17 protein-coding genes are annotated in these 19,566 nt (G+C 37.6%); 8 read left to right on the top strand and 9 right to left on the bottom strand.

Annotated elements, in window-relative coordinates; translation table 11 throughout:
• Positions 1-1,274, top strand: a 1,274-nt coding sequence (locus PSF09_RS10640) for a hypothetical protein (protein WP_272683871.1), incomplete at its 5' end; no start/stop codon positions are given.
• Between the two features lie 256 nt (positions 1,275-1,530).
• On the opposite strand, the gene PSF09_RS10635 is transcribed toward PSF09_RS10640, so the two are convergent.
• The 3 genes from PSF09_RS10635 to PSF09_RS10625 form a co-directional block, all read right to left on the bottom strand.
• Complete coding sequence (locus tag PSF09_RS10635; RefSeq protein ID WP_272666000.1) at positions 1,531-2,349, bottom strand: helix-turn-helix transcriptional regulator; 819 nt, start codon at positions 2,347-2,349, stop codon at positions 1,531-1,533.
• 742 nt (positions 2,350-3,091) lie between these two features.
• Positions 3,092-3,457 carry a nitrous oxide-stimulated promoter family protein gene (locus tag PSF09_RS10630; protein ID WP_210838607.1) on the bottom strand — a complete coding sequence of 122 codons (366 nt, stop codon included), beginning with the start codon at positions 3,455-3,457 and terminating at the stop codon, positions 3,092-3,094.
• Positions 3,458-3,740: 283 nt separating this feature from the next.
• On the bottom strand, positions 3,741-3,953 hold the full coding sequence (locus PSF09_RS10625) for a DUF465 domain-containing protein (RefSeq protein ID WP_210838605.1): 213 nt from the start codon (positions 3,951-3,953) through the stop codon (positions 3,741-3,743).
• A gap of 266 nt (positions 3,954-4,219) precedes the next feature.
• On the opposite strand from PSF09_RS10625, the gene eco reads away from it, so the two are divergent.
• Positions 4,220-4,696 (top strand): serine protease inhibitor ecotin, encoded by a 477-nt coding sequence (eco, locus tag PSF09_RS10620; protein WP_004913002.1) that lies wholly within the window; start codon positions 4,220-4,222, stop codon positions 4,694-4,696.
• A gap of 48 nt (positions 4,697-4,744) precedes the next feature.
• Here the strand turns inward: eco and PSF09_RS10615 are convergent, their stop codons facing one another.
• Positions 4,745-5,182 carry a universal stress protein gene (locus tag PSF09_RS10615; protein ID WP_004912997.1) on the bottom strand — a complete coding sequence of 146 codons (438 nt, stop codon included), beginning with the start codon at positions 5,180-5,182 and terminating at the stop codon, positions 4,745-4,747.
• A gap of 300 nt (positions 5,183-5,482) precedes the next feature.
• Here PSF09_RS10615 and PSF09_RS10610 point away from each other — a divergent pair, with 300 nt between their 5' ends.
• Positions 5,483-6,412 (top strand): cation diffusion facilitator family transporter, encoded by a 930-nt coding sequence (locus PSF09_RS10610; RefSeq protein WP_210838603.1) that lies wholly within the window; start codon positions 5,483-5,485, stop codon positions 6,410-6,412.
• A gap of 230 nt (positions 6,413-6,642) precedes the next feature.
• On the top strand, positions 6,643-7,683 hold the full coding sequence (locus PSF09_RS10605) for a galactose-1-epimerase (RefSeq protein WP_210838615.1): 1,041 nt from the start codon (positions 6,643-6,645) through the stop codon (positions 7,681-7,683).
• Positions 7,684-7,756: 73 nt separating this feature from the next.
• Here the strand turns inward: PSF09_RS10605 and PSF09_RS10600 are convergent, their stop codons facing one another.
• From PSF09_RS10600 to prpB, 3 genes are all read right to left on the bottom strand, one after another.
• The gene (locus PSF09_RS10600; RefSeq protein WP_272665999.1) at positions 7,757-9,211 is read right to left on the bottom strand and encodes a bifunctional 2-methylcitrate dehydratase/aconitate hydratase; all 1,455 of its coding nucleotides are present in this window, start codon (positions 9,209-9,211) and stop codon (positions 7,757-7,759) included.
• A gap of 11 nt (positions 9,212-9,222) precedes the next feature.
• Positions 9,223-10,386: a bifunctional 2-methylcitrate synthase/citrate synthase gene (gene prpC / locus PSF09_RS10595; RefSeq protein WP_272665998.1), complete on the bottom strand. Its 1,164-nt coding sequence runs from the start codon at positions 10,384-10,386 to the stop codon at positions 9,223-9,225.
• Between the two features lie 61 nt (positions 10,387-10,447).
• Positions 10,448-11,335 (bottom strand): methylisocitrate lyase, encoded by an 888-nt coding sequence (gene prpB / locus PSF09_RS10590; protein WP_210838596.1) that lies wholly within the window; start codon positions 11,333-11,335, stop codon positions 10,448-10,450.
• Between the two features lie 245 nt (positions 11,336-11,580).
• Here prpB and prpR point away from each other — a divergent pair, with 245 nt between their 5' ends.
• Complete coding sequence (prpR, locus tag PSF09_RS10585) at positions 11,581-13,209, top strand: propionate catabolism operon regulatory protein PrpR (protein ID WP_272683873.1); 1,629 nt, start codon at positions 11,581-11,583, stop codon at positions 13,207-13,209.
• Positions 13,210-13,808: 599 nt separating this feature from the next.
• Positions 13,809-14,951 carry an MFS transporter gene (locus tag PSF09_RS10580; protein ID WP_004912983.1) on the top strand — a complete coding sequence of 381 codons (1,143 nt, stop codon included), beginning with the start codon at positions 13,809-13,811 and terminating at the stop codon, positions 14,949-14,951.
• A 70-nt stretch (positions 14,952-15,021) separates the two neighbouring features.
• Here the strand turns inward: PSF09_RS10580 and PSF09_RS10575 are convergent, their stop codons facing one another.
• Positions 15,022-15,966, bottom strand: a complete 945-nt coding sequence (locus PSF09_RS10575; RefSeq protein ID WP_272665997.1) for an ATP-grasp fold amidoligase family protein — start codon at positions 15,964-15,966, stop codon at positions 15,022-15,024.
• Between the two features lie 373 nt (positions 15,967-16,339).
• Positions 16,340-17,437 carry a fatty acid desaturase family protein gene (locus PSF09_RS10570; protein WP_272665996.1) on the bottom strand — a complete coding sequence of 366 codons (1,098 nt, stop codon included), beginning with the start codon at positions 17,435-17,437 and terminating at the stop codon, positions 16,340-16,342.
• A 555-nt stretch (positions 17,438-17,992) separates the two neighbouring features.
• Between PSF09_RS10570 and PSF09_RS10565 the strand changes: the two genes are divergently transcribed.
• A complete protein-coding gene (locus tag PSF09_RS10565) occupies positions 17,993-18,319 on the top strand; it encodes a DUF1090 family protein (protein WP_210836044.1) in 327 nt (108 codons plus the stop codon).
• Positions 18,320-18,504: 185 nt separating this feature from the next.
• The gene (locus tag PSF09_RS10560; RefSeq protein WP_210836043.1) at positions 18,505-19,422 is read left to right on the top strand and encodes a bestrophin family protein; all 918 of its coding nucleotides are present in this window, start codon (positions 18,505-18,507) and stop codon (positions 19,420-19,422) included.
• The last annotated feature ends 144 nt before the right edge of the window (positions 19,423-19,566 follow it).

Raw genomic sequence — 19,566 nt, 5'->3', positions numbered from 1 at the left:
TGTTAGCCGAGAAAAACCAACAGCTAACAGCCCAGCTACAGCAAAAAGCGCAACAAGCGGATAAAATCCAAGCGTCATTAGCGGAGCAAACCGCGAAAGCGGCTGAGAAAGTGGCGTTAGAAACCGAACTAGCCGCGGCGAAAAAACAGTTAGCCGAGCAGCAAGCCGCGCAAAATGCATTGTCAAAACAGTTCACGAGCAGTGAAAAACAGCAGGCGGACTTGCAGGCAAAACTCAGCCAGCAAGAGCAGAATTATGCCACCGCACAGGCGCAGCTGAAGCAAGCCAACGCAGACCTGTTGAAGTTACAAAAAGATGTTGAAAAACAAACAGCGCTAATAGGGCAAGCAAGTGACAAGCAAGTTAAAGAGCTAACAATAGACTTAAATAAACAGATTGCCCTATTGAAGCAAAAAGAATCAGCTTTAGCTAAGTTAGAATCTGAGAAAAAATCAATTAATGATGCCCTTACTGCCCAAGAAAATGAGAAGAGAAAACTTGAGCAGCAAAATCAGCAATTTGTTAAGCAAACTAAGTCTCAAGAAGACAAAATTAGCAAACTTGAAAGTGATATAGCGGCTAAAACAAAGAAACAGTCTGAGGTTGAGCAAAAACTGGCAGACACAAATAAGCTTTTTGGTGATTTAAAAACGACTTCTCAGAAGGAATTAGCATTAGCACAAGAGAAATTGAAAAAATTACAAACAGAGTTAGATTCGCGTAAATCCATTTCGAGTGATGAAACTTTAAAATCACAAATTATGGAGTTGAATCGACTGATAACTCAACTACAAGATGAAAATGATGCATTAAAAGCGAGAAGTGGATCAAAACCGAATACAAGTTTGGCAGGGCGAGTTCCGCCTAGCAAAGATTTAAAAGCGATCGCCGCAGAAAATGCGAAGAAAAACCAAAAGATTATTGAACAAATTACTGCTCAAAAATACAGTAAGCTCGATAACAACACTTACTATAAAATCATGCAAGCAGGCTCACCGATAAAAGACGTCAAAAATAAAGATGTGACTTTTATTATGAGAGAGCAATTAACAGATGGTAAGGTTACAGTATTGTACACCGATCAAAACCCTGTCACATTGCCTTATAATCAGTTACCTGCACCACTAAATTCCTTTGTAGAACGCGCAGGGGAAGGGGGAATGGTTAAAGTCTATATTAAACCTGAAGGTGGATATGGCGTTGAAGGTATACCTGGTGAAGTACCACCAAACTCAATGTCAATTATTGATCTAAAAATAATCAAAGCAAAATAATATAGTTTTATTTAAGTTTCTCTTAAAGGTAATTTGTCACTAAAGGCAGATTACCTTTTTTATGATGCATTATTCTGAAAGAAGTATAAGAAGTATAAGAAGTATAAGAAGTATAAGAAGTATAAGAAGTATAAGAAGTATAAGAAGTTTAGGTGAATACTTAAAAGGAGGAGAGCTGCTTGCCGTTCTGCCAGATTATAGTTAAAGCCTAAACTTCTATAACTGACAGGGCATGAGTTCGAATATTACTGAGCGGTTAAGCTGCTATTCTTGACCGACTCGGAGTGTATCCAAATCGTTTTCGATAAGTTTGAGTGAAGTAGGATTGACTTGAAAAGCCTGCTTCCATTGAAATTTCAACAATGCTCATTGTCGTGTTAATTAATAACTGGTGTGCATACATAATACGTTTTTCACTTATCCATGAACGTGGTGATGTTGCATAAACGGTATTGAACAGTTCTTTAAACGTTGTTAACCCCATCCCAAAAGTACGCGCAAACTCACTTAGTCTCCACTCTTTAAGATAATTGTTTTCCATAAATAATTGTAAGCGCTCTACTTGACGACTACTCAGCTGTCTAAAATTAGATAACAGTAATGCACCTTGTTCACTGTAGCTTAGCAATAATAATAATTCACTCACTCGAAGTGAGAAGATGACGTCAGGGTATTCATTATTGATAAATGCATTTAAGCTTATTTTGATATCGTTAATGAGAGGTGATGTACTAAATTTAATAATATCGCATGATGAGCCTTCATTACGGTCTATTTCGCTTAACTCAGCACCATGGTTGGAGATAAAGTTACGCAAAAATTTATCATCTAAGGGAACCCAAAGTAATTTGCAGCTGGTTGTGTCAATGAGCTCTAATGAGTATGCGCCTTGTTTGTGATATAAAATATCGCCTTCATTTAAACGTTGTGAATTAGCAGGCGTTTCTAGTAACACAGAGCCCTGTTCTACGAGTAAAAGCCCTTTGGTTTCTAAATCGATAATGTGATGAGCTGCGTTACTATTAATGTTTATTTGTTTAATCACGTATTGGCTTGGTGAATTTACTACTTGCATGACGATACCTTTATTAATTGTATAAAATATAACTTCAAAATAAAATGTTTAGCAATTTCCATCTGGTGATATAAAGCATGGATGTTATTAGTATGTTTGAAATTATATAAATCGATTAATTATGTGTCACATTGTAATTCTAAATATAAATAAATGTTTCCAAATATACTTTTTTCGATTTTTTTCTGCCAATAGATCGGTATTTTCTGATTTAAAATAACCAATTTTTTTGATTATACTGATAATTTGTATTTGTTTGGGTTATTATTCTCATATAGTGAATTTAGTCGGACATTAATATGTTATCGTTTTTTACGCATGAATCGTGTTTTTTTTCGACTTTTTGCTCACCAGTCATTTTTTGTATAGTAATGTGAATTTTAGCTATGTTAATGGTGATACTAAAATTCGTTAAAACTATCATTTATTAATTATATTAATGTAACTAATAATTATTAACTTGAGTTATTTGTTTTAATAATCGAAGCGATTAATTAAATTAATCAAAGGTGGGTGAAATTGCAGTTTGAATGTGATTTATATCTCATTTCTAAATTGATAGGTTTGTGTGATAGCTCTGATAGGTATTTCAAATATATATTTTGATAAATAGTTCTCATCAGTTATTAATTTTCTCTTGTCGTTATTCAATCTACCCGTGTTTTATTATTTCTCCTTATCTTGTATTTTTCCTCTAGTCCCTAGCCTCTAGTAGAGAGTTAAGCTAGGGCAATGGTTTTACCTATTGTGATTCTTGCTTTTGTTCCGCACGCTTATTGACTTTGGCGGGTAAATCAGGGACAGGTTTACGATCATCAAGTAAATGGCGTATAGCGAGTATCGGGTGATGGATTAGCATTTTAGGTCCAGCCCAGCGCATAACTAGTTTCATTTGTTCTCGCATTTTAGGTTGGTAGCAGTGGATTGGACATTGTTTACAGGCAGGTTTCTCTTCTCCATATCGGCATTTTTCTAGCCTATTAACGGCATAGGAAAATAATTTTTGATAAAAATCAGGAGATTCTAGTGGTGCAGGATAGGCTTTCTCATAGATTTTTATCATTTTCTCAATCGTTTTAATTTCACGATGAATGCGTTTGCCAACCATAGAAAGTCCTTAGAGAATTAAAACATATATTTAATATACAATTTTAAGAAGTGAATAGTTAGCTAATGATGATTTATTCGTGTTTTTATTGATGGGGCTCAATAAAATGGTGAATTTTTCGACGCAATAAAAAGAGGGTAATTTTTTACCCTCTTTTATTAGAGTGAAAAACCACTTAGCTAAGACTAAATGAATCAATATAATATCGTCATTTTTAGGATGTTAGCTAAGCTTGTGATTTTCGTTATGTGAGAAAAACACCTGATACCGTTATCGTGATAAGCTATTGACTCGAGAGCATTATCTTTCGCATTTCATCTTTAAGATGTAATTTTTCTTTTTTTAGCTTAGCGACATGCTCATTGTAACCAGCTCCAGAAGGGCCTTCTAATTTACTGATTTCTTTGTCGAGTTGATGGTGTTTTTCATAAAGAGTCTGAAAACGGGGATGTGTAGAGATTAATTTTGAAACTAAATCTTGATCTGCTGATAACATACTACCTCCTCAGAATGTATTAAGCCTCAGATTCAGTATAAACAGTGCGTACATTTTGTACATCCAAATAGCTTGTAATTTACATAATTTTTATTAGTTTTATGATCCTTCTACTAGAATTAAGTCGTATTACATTGCTTTACCTGAGTTATCTCTATTTTTGTAATTAAGAATCATCTATAGTGATAATGACGATGTAAATGACTTAATATGTATAAAAGTCTGGTTTTAAAAATTAGTTTTATGTTCTTAAATAGGAATAAATAATGAAAAAAGCGATTTTATCTGTCATGGCAGCGGCACTAATTTCATCTTGTGCAGTAGCAACGGAAGATTTGGAAAAGATCGCGCCATATCCAAAAGCTGAATCGGGTATGACTCGTCATGTAATTGAATTAACCAAGCAACAAAATGAAAATGACTTTATGGTTGAGCTAGTTATTGGAAAAACGATCAAAGCAGATTGTAACCGCCAATGGTTTATGGGTGACCTAGACAAAAAGACATTAGAAGGTTGGGGTTATGATTATTATAAACTCGACGAAGTAAAAGGCCCTGCGTCTACCATGATGGGGTGTTCTGAGCCGGCAAAAGACCGTTTTGTGACAACTCAGTTAGGTGATGATGCATTTGTGCGTTATAACAGCAAGCTACCAATTGTGGTTTACGCTCCGAAAGATATGCAAGTGAAATATCGTATCTGGTCTACAGACGATAAATTAATTGATTCAGTTAATAAATAAATATTCAGGAAAATGCCGCATCTAGCGGCATTTTTTATAGAAACTAATTTAGCGAATAACAAATACGGATGTTTTCGCATGGCGCACAATAGCGGATGCTGTGGAGCCTAATAGGTAGGTTGAAGTGCTTGGGTGATGAGAGCCCACAACTATCAGGTCTGCACCAATTTCTTGCGCATAATCCAAAATTTCGTCTTTGGCGGAACCAATACCCACTTTGCAGTTAATGCGTTCATCAGCAACTTTGATGTCTTTAATGACCTCTTCTAATGCACGCATTGCGAGCACTGAGCGTTCTGCTGAATCTTTGTTGCTTTCTGGTAAGGCAGCAATTTCAATACCAAAAAATAATTCAAGACTTGGAATAACGGATAGAAAATGAATTTCGGCTGAGCTTAGTTGCGCTAGTGCCTCAACGTGTTTGATGATCTCTTGGTTCAACTCATCTTCTAACAAATCAATAGGAACTAGGATTTTTTTATACATAGCGACCTCATTTTCGTGTTATTTGAAATTAATTACAAAGGCTTATCTTCAATATATCATAAGTTAAATGGAAAGTAATAAATGCTATAACGTGCGCATTTATCACTTGGAGTTAAGGTGAATATAATTAATTATCTGAAAACAAAGAACAATTATTATCAAGCCACCTTTTGTTTACAATTATTAGTGAGACTTTTAACAGAAACTATGCGATTATTGAGTTTGGCTGTCATTAACCAATTGATTTAAAAGGTTTATTTGAATGATAATTATTTTGTTTTTCATTAAAGAATACATCATATGAATATGAATAATGCCTCGACCAAGAAAAAAAGTGAGTTCGAGTTACAGCAAATAAAATTTAATGCAGCGAAAAAAAGTACACTCATCAGTGTCGTTGTTAATACACTCTTATCCATTTGGCAGATAATTATTGGTGTTATTTCGCATTCTTCTGGATTGATTGCTGATGGTATCCATACCTTGTCTGATTTAATTGCAGATTTTGTTGTATTAATTGCGAATAAAAAAAGTCATAAAAAACCTGATGAAGATCACCCCTATGGCCATTTTCGTTATGAAAATGGTGCCTCATTAATATTAGGAATAATTTTATTAATTGTTGGTGTGGGGATGGTTTGGTCTGCTATTGAAAAGCTACTGAACCCTGACTTAATTCCAGAGGTACATACTATTGCTTTGGTCGCTGCGCTGATCGCTTTAGTGGCAAAAGAAGGTTTATTTAGATATATGCTGCATGTTGCGAACAAAGTGAATTCGAGTATGTTAGTTGCAAATGCTTGGCATGCGCGCTCTGATGCCGCTTCTTCATTAGTTGTTGCCATTGGTATTATTGGGAGTTTATGCGGTTTACGTATTTTTGACCCTATTGCAGCCCTTATTGTGGGGACTTTTGTTTTTCGCATGGGGTTCAAATTTACGAATCAATCGATGCAAGACTTAATGGATAAAGGTGCGAATGAGGAAACCTTGCAGGAAATTCGTTCTATTTTAGATAATATCGGTGAGTTATCGGGATATCACGATTTAAAAACGCGTAAGTCCGGTGATTTTTTGTTAGTAGACGTGCATCTAGAGTTGGATGGAAATATGAGTATTACTGTTGGTCATGAGATTGCGGTGAATGTACGTAAAAAGTTGATGGAAAACCCATTAATTTTAGATGTTATGACTCACCTTGACCCGTATGACAAAGACGTTAAGCATTAATTATACGCTTATTGTATTTTTCGATTAGCACCGAGCTTAAACGTGGCTCGGTTTTTTATTGCAAGTTATTATGCAAAATCGACTCATTAATTATTGCACCCAGTTGATAACAAGGCGAAAATTAATTACTGTTTCAAGATGGCACAATGTAGTATTTGTTCAAAGCATAGGACAAATGTAGCAAACTCAACAAATTGCTCTCTAGTGATTATTGAATGATTGAGGAAAAAATGCGGTTAACTCAAGAACAATGTCAGACATTTCGTGCTCCAAAGGTAATTGCCCTTACGAATCAAAATGGTATGAAGGTTATTCTCAGTAGCTTAGGAGCTAGTTGGCTTAGCTGTATACTTCCATTAACAACAGGAAAGCGAGATGTTGTTTTGGGTTCACCCAATATGGCGAAACAGATGGAGCAAGGGGTATACCTTGGTTCGATAGTCGAGCGAGTAGCTAATCGTATAAATAACTCTCAATTTACGCTAAATAAGCAACATTATCAGGTAAAAGGTAACCAAAGCGTACATTGCCTTTATGGTGAAAAACATAATTTTAGCCACCGTATATGGGGTATTTTTCAACCAACTCCACAGAAAGCTATTTTTTCTTTGGCGTCCCCTGCTGGCGAACAAGGTTTTCCGAGCCCGCTAGACGTTGAAGTGAGTTATGAACTTACAGAAGATAATCAAATCGTTATCCATCATAACTACCAAGCTACCGAGGCTTGCCCTGTTAACCTTGCGAATCACATCTATTTTAACTTAGCAGGGGAGGATTCGGTCAGAACGGCTTTAGAGCATGATTTATATATTGATGCAGACCAATATTTGCCAACAGATATAGACGGTATTCCAACGGGGGAATGGCATAATGTTGCAGAAACAAATTTTGATTTTCGCCAAAGTAAGCGAATTGGCCGAGATTTTTTACAAGATGATGTACAGCGCCATGTTGGGGGTTATGACCATGCGTTTATATTGAACAACGCATTAACTGATGGTGAGCAGACAGTCGCAACCCTCAGCGCACCAAGTGGTGATGTGTGCCTCAATATCGCCACCACGCAGCCTGCATTACATGTGTACAGCGGAAATAATCTGTTTGCAACGCCGGGGAAAACTCGAACGTATGTCCCTTATTCAGGGGTAGTGATGGCAACTCAACTTCCAATAGACGCCATTAATCATCCGGAGTGGGGTACGCGATACAGCTCGATTGCGCTTCCTCAGCAAGTGTATCGAAGCCAAACTCGTTACCAATTTATTTTCTAATCTAGCTGGTGAATATTCAGCGCCTCTATATCAAGGCGCTGAATTGAATCACTGGTTAATAATTGTTTTAGACTTAAATAACAAACAAATCCAGATATTCATTGACGGGCATTTTTTCGAGCATGGGTTTATCGAGAGAGGCTTTTAGAATTCGAATTTGTTGGGCTTCCGGGAATTGTCTTGCTAAATTAATTCTAAACTTATTCAATAACAATGGCATACCTTCTTTGCGGCGGCGTTTGTGGCCAACAGGGTATTCGATAACAACTTCATCAAGCACTTGCCCATCTTTCAATGTGATGGTTAACCCATTGCTAATCGAACGTTTTTCAGGGTCATGATAATCTCGAGTAAACTGTGCATCTTCGGTGCAATGCATTTTTGCACGTAATGCATCAATACGCGCATCTTTGGCAATATTGTCTTCATAATCAGCAGCGGTTAAACGACCAAAAATTAATGGAATAGCAACCATATATTGGATGCAATGATCCCTATCTGCCGGGTTATTTAATGGGCCTTTTTTATCAATGATACGAATGCAAGCCTCATGGGTACGAATGGCAATAGACTCAATATCTTGTGCGGATTTCCCTAATTTCTCGAGGGTTTGATAGAGTTGTAAAGCTGCTTCTACCGCTGTTTGGGAATGAAACTCAGCAGGGAAAGAAATCTTAAACAACACATTTTCCATGACATATGAGCCATAAGGGCGTTGAAAACGCAGTGGTTGTCCATTAAATAAAACATCGTAGAAGCCCCAGGTTTTCGCGGTTAGCGCCGTTGGGTAACCCATTTCTCCTTTTTGAGCCATTAAAGCCAACCGCACCGCACGAGATGTGGCATCACCGGCTGCCCACGATTTACGAGACCCTGTATTGGGGCTGTGGCGGTAGGTACGCAAGCTGTGGCCATCAATCCATGCTTGGGAAACGGCATTGAGAATTTGCTCTCTTTCCAGCCCTAATAAGTGTGCAACAACCGCAGTTGAGGCTACTTTGACTAAAATGACATGGTCGAGCCCAACTTGGTTAAAGGCGTTTTCTAACGCAATACAACCTTGAATTTCATGCGCTTTAATTAATGCAGTCAAAACATCTCTAATGACTAGTGGTGGTTTTCCTTTAGCAATGTTTTCACGTGAAAGCCAGTCAGCCGTCGCCAAAATACCGCCAAGGTTATCAGATGGATGGCCCCATTCGGCAGCAAGCCAAGTGTCATTAAAATCGAGCCAGCGGCACATGGTGCCAAGATTAAAAGCACCTTGCACAGGATCTAATTGAAATTGTGTGCCTGGGATTTTTGTGCCATTTGGCACAATTGTTCCTGGCACAATAGGCCCTAATAATTTTTTACATGCGGGGTATTCAAGGGATTCCATACCGCAACCCAGCGTGTCGAGCAGGCAATGATAAGCTGTATCATAGGCGAGGTCAGAAATAATCGGGTAATCCATTACATAATCAACAATATCGCTGATCACTTTATCAAATTCAATTTGTTGCGAACGCACGGTTTGTGTTGTCATTAGGCTACCTTTTAACGTTGTTCTATAGGAGTAAACAATTGATTTTCAGGGCCAATATAGTTGGCTGAAGGGCGAATAATTTTGTTATCTTGTCGCTGCTCAATAATATGCGCTGACCAGCCAGCAGTACGTGCCATAACAAATAACGGGGTAAACATAGCGGTGGGGATGCCCATCAGATGATAAGCCACAGCAGAAAACCAATCTAAGTTGGGGAACATGTTTTTTTCACGTTTCATCACGGACTCAATGCGATCCGCAACGGTATAAAGATGCCGGTTTAAGCTTTGTTCTGATAACTGTAAAGCAACAGATTTGATAATCGGATGGCGAGGGTCTGCGAGGGTATAAACTGGGTGGCCAAAACCAATGATAACCTCACTATTTTTAATACGTGCTGTAATATCGTGTTCCGCTTCGTCCATCGAGGCATAACGTTGCTGAATTTCTAATGAAACTTCATTTGCACCACCATGTTTTGGCCCCCTCAGCGCGGCAATTGCCCCTGTCATCGCTGAGTAAAAATCCGTACCTGTCCCAGCAATAACCCTTGCTGCAAATGTGGATGCGTTAAATTCATGTTCCGCATATAAAATTGCCGTAATATGCATGAATTTTTCCCATTGAGCAGGGGGTTTTTTACCGTGTAATAGGTGTAAGAAATGCGCGCCAATCGAATCATCATCTGTTTGGGTTTCAATACGTCGTCCATGGTGGCTAAAGTGGTACCAGTACAACAATATCGACCCTAATGACGCTAATAGGCGATCAGCGATATCTCTAGCGCCAGAAAAAGGATGCGATTCTTTTTCTGGTAAAACACAGCCCATCATTGATACGCCCGTACGCATGACATCCATCGGGTGCGCGTTAGCGGGTATTGATTCTAACGTCTGCTTAACGCTTGCCGGTAACCCTCTAAAGGATTGCAGTTTTTCTTTGTATGCAACGAGTTCAGTTGCCGTAGGGAGCCTTTCATGGATGAGCAAATGTGCGATTTCTTCAAATTCACATTGTGTCGCTAAGTCATGAATATCAAACCCGCGATAATGCAGGTCATTACCATTACGCCCAACGGTACAAAGTGCCGTGTTTCCAGCAGCTACACCAGAAAGTGCAACTGATTTTTTAGGTTTAAATTGAGGTGCTTCAGTGCGACTAAGTTGTTCATTCATCATTTATTCCTTGTAGGGGACTGAGGTAATGCAACTTTTGATAATAATAAGTAATTAAAAATTAAGGTTTTTTCTGCGAAAATAATGCATCCAATTTTTGCTCATAATCGTAATAATGAATACTTTGATACAGCTCTTCTCGAGTTTGCATTAGCGGAATGACACTTTTTTGCGTGCCTTCTTTACGTAATGTTGTATAAACCTGTTCAGCTGCTTTATTCATGGCGCGAAATGCAGAAAGTGGATATAGCGCGATGGCAATGCCAACACTGCGTAATTCATCAAGAGTAAATAGTGGGGTTTGGCCAAATTCGGTTAAATTGGCCAGTACGGGAGCAGAGGTGTTGCTTGTAAATTTTTGATACATAGAGAGTTCTGTAATAGCTTCTGGGAAAAGCATGTCCGCACCTGCGTCTAAGTAAGCTTGTGCGCGTTCCAGTGCGGCATCAATGCCTTCTACCGCTAATGCATCAGTTCGAGCCATAATGACAAAACTGTCATCGGTTCGTGCATCAACAGCTGCTTTGATGCGGTCGACCATTTCTTGTGTCGAAACAATTTCTTTATTAGGGCGATGACCACAACGTTTGGCACCCACTTGGTCTTCAATATGTAACCCTGCAGCACCTGCTTTACAAAAGGATTTCACGGTACGGGCAACGTTAAAAGCGGAAGGGCCAAAGCCAATATCGGCGTCAACCATTAGCGGTAAGTCACAGACGTCGGTAATGCGTCGAATATCAATTAAAACATCATCTAACGTTGAAATACCTAAGTCAGGCATACCTAATGACCCTGCGGCGACGCCACCTCCAGATAAATAAATAGCTTTATAGCCAGCTTGTTTTGCAAGGAGTGCGTGGTTGGCATTGATAGTTCCAACAAGCTGCAATGGAGACTCTTGCTTGATAGCCTCGCGAAATTTGTGTCCTGCACTAAATGATGACATAGCGGCCTCATAAAATGTTAATCAGTTGTAATGAGATTAGGGTAACAATAGCCATATAGCAATTGGCGTGCCAACCTTAAATTAAGAGATGTAGGAATATAAATATATTAAAAATCAATTGGATATTTATTTTCCTGATTTGTGATAGAAAAAACAAAGCTAAAATAATCAGTTGGAATGTTTCAATGAAACAATATATTGTTAAGTGAAATTGAAATGAAACATGGTGAGAAGGTATGGCGATGATGGAAAAACCGATTATTTGGACGGTTTCAGTGTCTCGATTATTTACACTATTTCGAGATATCAGCCCTGAATTTAGTGAACAAGCTGACATCACGCCACTTAATCTTGGTTTTGAGCAGGCGGTAGAGGCCGTTCGCCAGCGCTTACAGGATGGGCACTGTGACGCTATTATAAGTGCGGGCTCTAATGGGGCTTATTTAAAAAGCCATGTTTCAGTGCCGGTTATTATCGTGAAAATCAGCGGGTTTGATGTTATGCAAGCATTAGCCAAAGCACGTGAAATTAGCGATAAAATTGGGATCATCAATTATAAAAAGCCACTTTCATCATTAGATGAATTTCAGCAGCGTTTTGGTTTGCAAATTGAACAGCGTAGCTATATTACCGCAGAGGATGCGAAAGCTCAGCTTAAAGCTCTGAAAGCTTTGGGGATCTCCGTTGTGGTGGGTGCTGGGTTAATCATGGACTTAGCAGATGAAATGGGTATGACAGGGGTTTTTGTCTATTCCACACAAACCATACGGCAAGCATTTTCAGATGCTATCGAATTAAGCCAGATGCCGAGGCGTGAAAACCATTCGCAAGACAAATATCTCCCCCCTAACCCTGCAAAGGTTCGTTATACCATTAATGATCTGATTGGTTCGTCGTTACAGATGGAGCGTGTTAGGCAAACCATTATGTTGTATGCGCGCTCTGATGCAACGGTATTGATTCAAGGTGCGAGTGGAACAGGGAAAGAGATGGTGGCGCAAGCAATTCATCACGAATACACCTTATTTAATCAACATAAGCGCAGCAAACAACAAATGCCTTTTGTGGCTGTGAACTGCGGGGCGATACCTGAAACATTATTAGAAGCCGAATTATTTGGCTATGAAGAAGGTGCCTTTACGGGTTCTCGCCGTGGTGGCCGAGCCGGGTTGTTTGAACTAGCGAATGGGGGAACACTATTTTTAGATGAAATTGGTGAAATGCCTATCGCATTACAAACAAAGTTATTACGAGTGCTCGAAGAGCGTTCGGTAGTGCGAGTTGGCGGCTATAAACCGTTACAAGTGAATGTTCGGGTCATTTGCGCAACCCACTGCGATTTAGACTGTTGGGTAAAAGAAGGGCGCTTTCGAGCTGATCTATTTTATCGGCTCGGCGTGCTAAGAATGCGAGTACCAGCGCTAAATGAACGTGGCGATGATATTTTTGTATTAGCAGAGCGGCTGCTTAAATTAGCTTTTGCAGGCTTAAGGTTACCGTTACCATCCTTTCGTGTACAACAACTTATTGAATGTAAAAATTTTTTTCTTGAGTATTCATGGCCCGGTAATGTTCGAGAACTCAGAAACTTAATGGAGCGAGTTGCGCTGTATTGCAGTGCTTACCCAGAAAAAGCGATTACAACACAAATGCTAATAAGTTTATCCCCAGAAAGGCAGGGGAGTGACCACGAGGACGTCGTAATAAAAGATAAATCACATGAATCGTTAGAAGACGTAATGGCAAGATTTAATGGGGACCGTAAAGCGGTGGCCGAGTATTTAGGGATTAGCAGGACTACGCTGTGGCGCCGACTTTCTTCCCATTCTTCCAGACCAAATTCTCGTATTGAACCAAGGATGAGTAAGAATTGATATTTTTACGCATTTTCCTAATTCGATTTAGGGTGTATTTTCACTAAACTTTAATGAATCCCTATTAATTTTTAAATAAAAAGAAAAATAAGGGGTAACAAACAAAAAAAGTGAAATAAATTGTTTTAGTAAATTGAGCAAGGCGAATTTGCTTCATCAATCAGCTTATGCAGCAGGAGAAAACAATAAATAATTTTTTTTGTGATTAAGTACTTTTTAGGTGTCTTGTATTTAGTTTAAGTTGTGTCTAAAAGTAACAGAGGTAATTTTACTTGTTGCTTTTATAACTAATTGTTTTTTAAATGATTATTTCGTTTTTCTTGCCATTTTTGATCTGGATTCGTCTACGTGAGAAATGTGATTTTTCTCACATAAATTATTTTGTTAGTCACCATTAGATTTTCTCATTTTAACTTCGTGATTGAACGTTCTATATTGCGCTCAAATTAGTCTTATCTTTGTTTTTTTACTACTGCACTAATCGCCGAAATGTGTTCTTTTTTAGGAACACAATGTTGTCGTATTCTACGATGTAGTTGCAGCGCATATTATTTATTTTGTTAGTTGGAGAGTGGGGCGTGAATCAGTCCACTACTATCATGCGCAAACGCGACAATGCATTCGTTCCTGTTGCAGGGTTAACGATTTTTGCTATTGCATCGGGTTATTTAATGAGCTTAATCCCATTATCGATGGGAAGCTTTGGTATTGATACCCAATATGCCGGCTGGTTAGCGAGCGCGTATTATATTGGTTTATTAATTGGCTCAATGTTAATTGAACCTATTATTGCCAAAATAGGCCATCGTCTTGCATTTATTGGTTTTTTATTGATGCTTGCCGCAACAGTTATCGTACTGCCATGGACGCCAACCATTGAAGCTTGGTTGCCAAACCGCTTAATTGCAGGGGTTGCGGTGGCGGGTATTTTTGTGGTTGTCGAGTCTTGGTTATTGATTGGCGATAATCCGAAAGAGCGTGCTAAACGTTTAAGTTTTTATATGACGTCATTGTATGGCGGAACAACACTTGGCCAGCTTGCTATTGGTGTTATTGGAACCCATGGTGCCTATCCATTTATGGTGGTATTAGGGTTATTATTATTAGCGGTAATGCCACCATTATTAGTACGCCAAGGTCAGCCAGAAAGTGGTTCTCATCAGAAACTATCATTGAAAAAAATTGCTCGTTTAAGTAAACCTGCAATTATTGGCTGTATGGTTTCTGGTATTACCATGGGAACGATCTATGGGTTAATGCCGTTATCATTGAAAAAAGACCAATTCACCACTGACCAAGTCGGTGTGTTGATGGCTTCAATTATTCTTGGCGGGATGTTAATACAGCCAGTTGTTAGCAAATTATCTATCTTAATGAGTAAAACCTTGTTGCTTGCAATGGTTTCATTATTAGGTGTTTTTGCGATGGGTGTTATTTATATTTCGAGTGATTATTTGGTGATGATCGTCGCTTTAGCGTTACTCGGTATGTCAACTTTTGCCTTATACCCGGTAGCGATAACGTTGGCGTGTGATAGCCTAGATTCCTCCTATATTGTTGCTGCAACTCAGGTGATGCTGTTTAGTTATAGTATCGGTTCAGCAATGGGGCCTATCGCCGCTGGGACATTTTTAGGCCAACATAATGGTTTAGTGAATTTCTTCTTTATTGTGCTGTTAGTAACTGCAATTTATATGTTAATTGCCAGCTTACGTCGTAAAGCCAGTGTGTTAGCAAATTAATTTTATCAACAAATAAAACCAATAAATAAAAGGCTCTGTGAATTATCGCAGAGCCTTTTTTGTATTCTAATTATTTCTTTTTATGCACGGTTGAAGGTGCCAGTTGTGCTTCAATGGGGGAATGCCTAGTGTTACGTACAATACGTTGTTCCCAAAGCTCCCCTAATTTGAAATCCCATGACAGCGGTGATATTTCTGTTCTACCTGCATTTGGGGCGAAAGTGAGTTCACTGAAATACAACGTATTTTCATCAGACATCAAAAAATCAGCTCGGCAATAATCAAAAGGCGTGACGAGTATTTCTGCTAACCGTAACATTTCTTTGAATAATGGCGGTTCAGATACGGGCTCTAACATGTTTGGATAACCAAAAGTCACGGGTTGTAACTGCCAGTTGATATCATAAATATTAATAAATTCATTACCAAGTTCATCGGTGTAGTCAATTTCTGCATAGACAGGCTTACCGGAAAAACAATGGATCCTACATGTTTCTGGTACCAATTTGCGGTTTTTATTCGTAAATAAATCAATATATTCCTCGCAAATAATCTGTGGTGGAATATTTTTATAATGACGTTCACGAGTAATATAATAGAGATTTTTAATTAAATGAAAATCCAATTTATTTTTGGCTTTTTGCCAGTCAAACTGATCTTTGTTTGTGCAAATAACACTACTACCACTGTCATGGCTGCATTTTAAAACAAAGCGTTCCGGTAAGTTATTGATATTGATTTCATCAGTATTTTTATATGTTTTGATAATAGGAACTAAATATTCATTACCTATAGTTCGAGCAATGTAATCCCTAACCGCAATTTTATCTGCAAATTGGGTGTAATAGGGATTCTTATCACGTAGCATCCTAAAATTTACCTTTTCATTAAAGCTTTTTGGAACTTTAAAGTCAGGGCGGTAATTGAGTTTTTTGGTAAATTTATTAGTGAGATATGTTTTGTCACTCATAATAAGTGTACGTAATTTTTTTATAAAATACTCTGCTTTTTTCATGCGAGCGCCAACCATTCTAAAATTGTAGTGTGTAAATGAAATCTAATTTTTATTTGATTATATTTTTTATAACTTAAATAAAGCATCAATAAATGTGATGGCCAATTTAATAATTCCTTAATAAATAAAAAGTAAACAGAAGATAAATAATGCTCATTTTGTTAATAATAGCCGGATACCTGTCCGTTTTTATATCAATAATTAAATCAATCGTTTTAATTATTCGTCATTAATATTAAGGGTATTGCTTATTTAAAGTGTAACAAAGACAAGGGAGATAGACCTTAAGGGTTTATTTAGATCATTGCCTCTAAACCAATGGGTTTAGAGGCTGTATTTGAGAAGGTTGCTATTTTTTAAATTACGAAGATTGTTATTGTAGTGGTGGCTGTCCCATTTGTTTTAAAAATCGTATTTGAGCTGCAACGAGTTGTTTGTAATCAATACAACGGTATGGCATATCATACTGTTGGGCCAATTTGGCTAAGATGTGTGCTAGAGCAGGGTAATGGCGATGGTGCCAATTAGGGAAAAGATGATGTGTAAGGTGGTAATTTAATCCCCCAGTTAAGCGCCATAAAAAATGGGGGGTTGGTAGCCAGTCACAAGCCGTGACAAAATTATGGTGGTACCAGCCATGCTTAATTTGTTTATCCTCAGGTGCAGTAAAAAACTGTGTCTCTGCCCAATGTGTTCCTAATAATAAATAAATTACAAAAATGGAAGCAACCATTTGGCTCAACAAGTACGTAATAAATATTGCAGTTAAGCTGATCCCATGATAGTGAGCCACTATCAATGGGATACCAAGCATCAATATTAAGTGGCCTATCTTGCTACCTAAAAATAACCCCCAACCCAGTTTACCTTCTAAAACTTTCTGTGTTTTTAAGCGTGTTTTCCCCGTTCGATCAGACCAATCAAACACCAGAGCTATCCATGTGAGTGACAATGATGCGACGAAAGGCCAGTAAATATGCTGATATTTCATAAAAGGTCGCCAACGCTGAAAGGGTGTTTGGCGGAATATGCCATTTTCTTCAGTGTCTAAATCATAGTGTTCGATGTTGGCATAATGATGGTGATAATGAACGTGGCGTGTGCGCCAAAATTCCGGTTCTAATCCTAAGGGTAATGTAACTAAACGGCCAAATAACCGATTTTTCCAGCTGGATTTAAATAAGGTATTATGGCAGGCGTCATGTTGGCCAATCACATTTAATAGCATGATGAATAAGACAAATACAAAATAGGACAATATATAAACTGTGGTAGATGTTGTAATGAGAATTGGAAGATAACTCAGAACAGCAACAATAAACAAGACTCCAATTGCAGCAAGGTCAGCTAGGCTGGCATACATGTGGTCGTGCTTAGTTTGCAGATATTCCTGACTTGCTTGTTTTAATGCGGTATGAAATTGTTGTTCGTTAGCATTGGCGAACTTGAGTTCGAATTTGGTGTGATGCATGCGATTCTCATTTGAGGTTATCTTTTTTATATTCAAAGAGTATATCTTTACTCAGTAAACCGTCGTAAACAAATATGAAAGGTGGTGGGAGTTTAGGCTTATTCTGAATCAGATATCATCGAAAAAATTAGATATCGAAAATTTAAATGAGTCTTTTTGATGAAAATAGGTAGAAACTAACATTAATGTAGATAAATGATTAAATATGAGATATGGATTAATTAAATTGATATGTTATTTTATGAAGTATCTAGTAATAATACGTATTTTTTACCTGCTGAAGCATGGAAACTAGCTACGTCCTTGTAGAATAATCCTTTAATATTAAAGTATCAGGGAAAAATGTGTCTGTCTGTAATAAATCATGTAAAAAAATATTATTAACTTAATACTCATCATTAATAATAAATGATTGTTATCATTTTAGGCAGGTTTGTTTTAATTACTCGTTATATTTGTTTTACCTAAGCTAAATTAGGAGCTTACCTATATTAATAATGTGCCAAAATGATGAAATAGTCATAGGTAAATTATTTTTTGAATTAGGAATTTGACATGAAAAAAATACTGTTAATAATTTTATCAACACTGATTATTCCAGTATCCGCTCAAGCAGGTTATAAATATTATGGTTGTGATAAAAAAATCTATCAATTAGAAAAACAGCTAAAATATGCCAAAATGCACGGTAACCAAAACAGAGTCATGGGGTTAGAGCGTGCTATTTCAAATGTACAAAATAACTGCTATGACCATTATTCCGGAGCCACAGGCCCAACTAAATTAAATCACCGATATAGTTTTACTGAAACGGATCATTTGGAGCAGCAGATAGAAGCGTTACAAGATGAAATTGAGCGTTTAAAAGCCGCAAAAAACTAGCTTAATAAGTAATATTAAAATCAAATATTATTTGTAAACGAAAACCGTATTGGATGAATTTAGCGCTATTGCCACTTGTCATCATTATTGTGATATTTACTTTAATTGTTGTTTGGCTATAGCGCATTGAATTAATTAATGAAATAATAAGTTAATGTCGTTATCTTAATACAATATGTCTTCTTATGGTTATTCGTCCTCATCAGCACTGGTTTTTTCGGTTATTCGACTGGCATGGTTCTGTGCTGTCAAAAATAACATTTCGGCTTTCTCTAAATATAATGATATCTATCGTAGCAGTACTCAGTTTTCAATGGTACGAACGATTAGGTATACACTTAACGATTGCCCCTTTTAGCTTACTGGGGATTGCCATCGCAATCTTCCTCGGTTTTCGTAATAATGCCTGTTACAGCCGCTTGATTGAGGCGCGAACGCTTTGGGCTTCGTTATTAATTAATCAAAGAAATATTTTAAGGAATATTAAAGGGTTGTTGCCTAATGACCAGTCAGCTCAAAAGGAGTTTGCGAATCTGTTGATTGCTTTTGGTTGGAGCCTTAAACATGAACTAAGAAAAACCAGTCCAATCATTGACTTGTACCGGTTATTACCTCGAAATATTTTTGATGAGGTTATCCGAAGTCCGTTTCCCACTAGCCGAATATTGTTGCAGATTGGCCTAAAGGTGGGGGAATTACGTGATAAAAAAGTCATCAGCGATGTACTCTTTCAAGCCATTAATAAAGATATTAATGCATTATCGGACGTACTTGGTGGCTGTGAACGTATTTCGAATACGCCGATCCCGTTTGCGTATACGTTAATTTTACAGCGAACAGTCTATCTATTTTGTTCGTTACTTCCTTTTGCATTAGTCGTAGACCTACATTTTATGACGCCATTTGTTTCTGTTTTTATTTCTTATACCTTCTTAGCGTGGGATGCATTAGCAGAAGAACTCGAAGATCCTTTTGGTATTGCTGCAAATGATTTACCGCTTAATGCTATTTGTAATAGTATTGAACGTAATGCATTGGATATGTTAGATATTCAACCACTTCCCCCTCAATATCAGCCAGATAGATACTTTAACTTGTTGTAGCGTAAATCTATTTCTTATTGAAGACAGTAGAGCGTGATATTCACGTTTTACTGTTTAACCTTTCTACCTAATATTATTTTGTCTTTTTTGGTCATGAAAATAAGCAATTCTGTACAGATAATCCTATAGATACTATACTCCCCC

This window comes from Providencia sp. PROV141 (genome assembly GCF_028481645.1).
Classification (GTDB): Bacteria; Pseudomonadota; Gammaproteobacteria; order Enterobacterales; family Enterobacteriaceae; genus Providencia; species Providencia rettgeri.
Note: the sequence above shows the minus strand (reverse complement) of the source record. Positions and strands in the feature narration are given on the sequence as shown.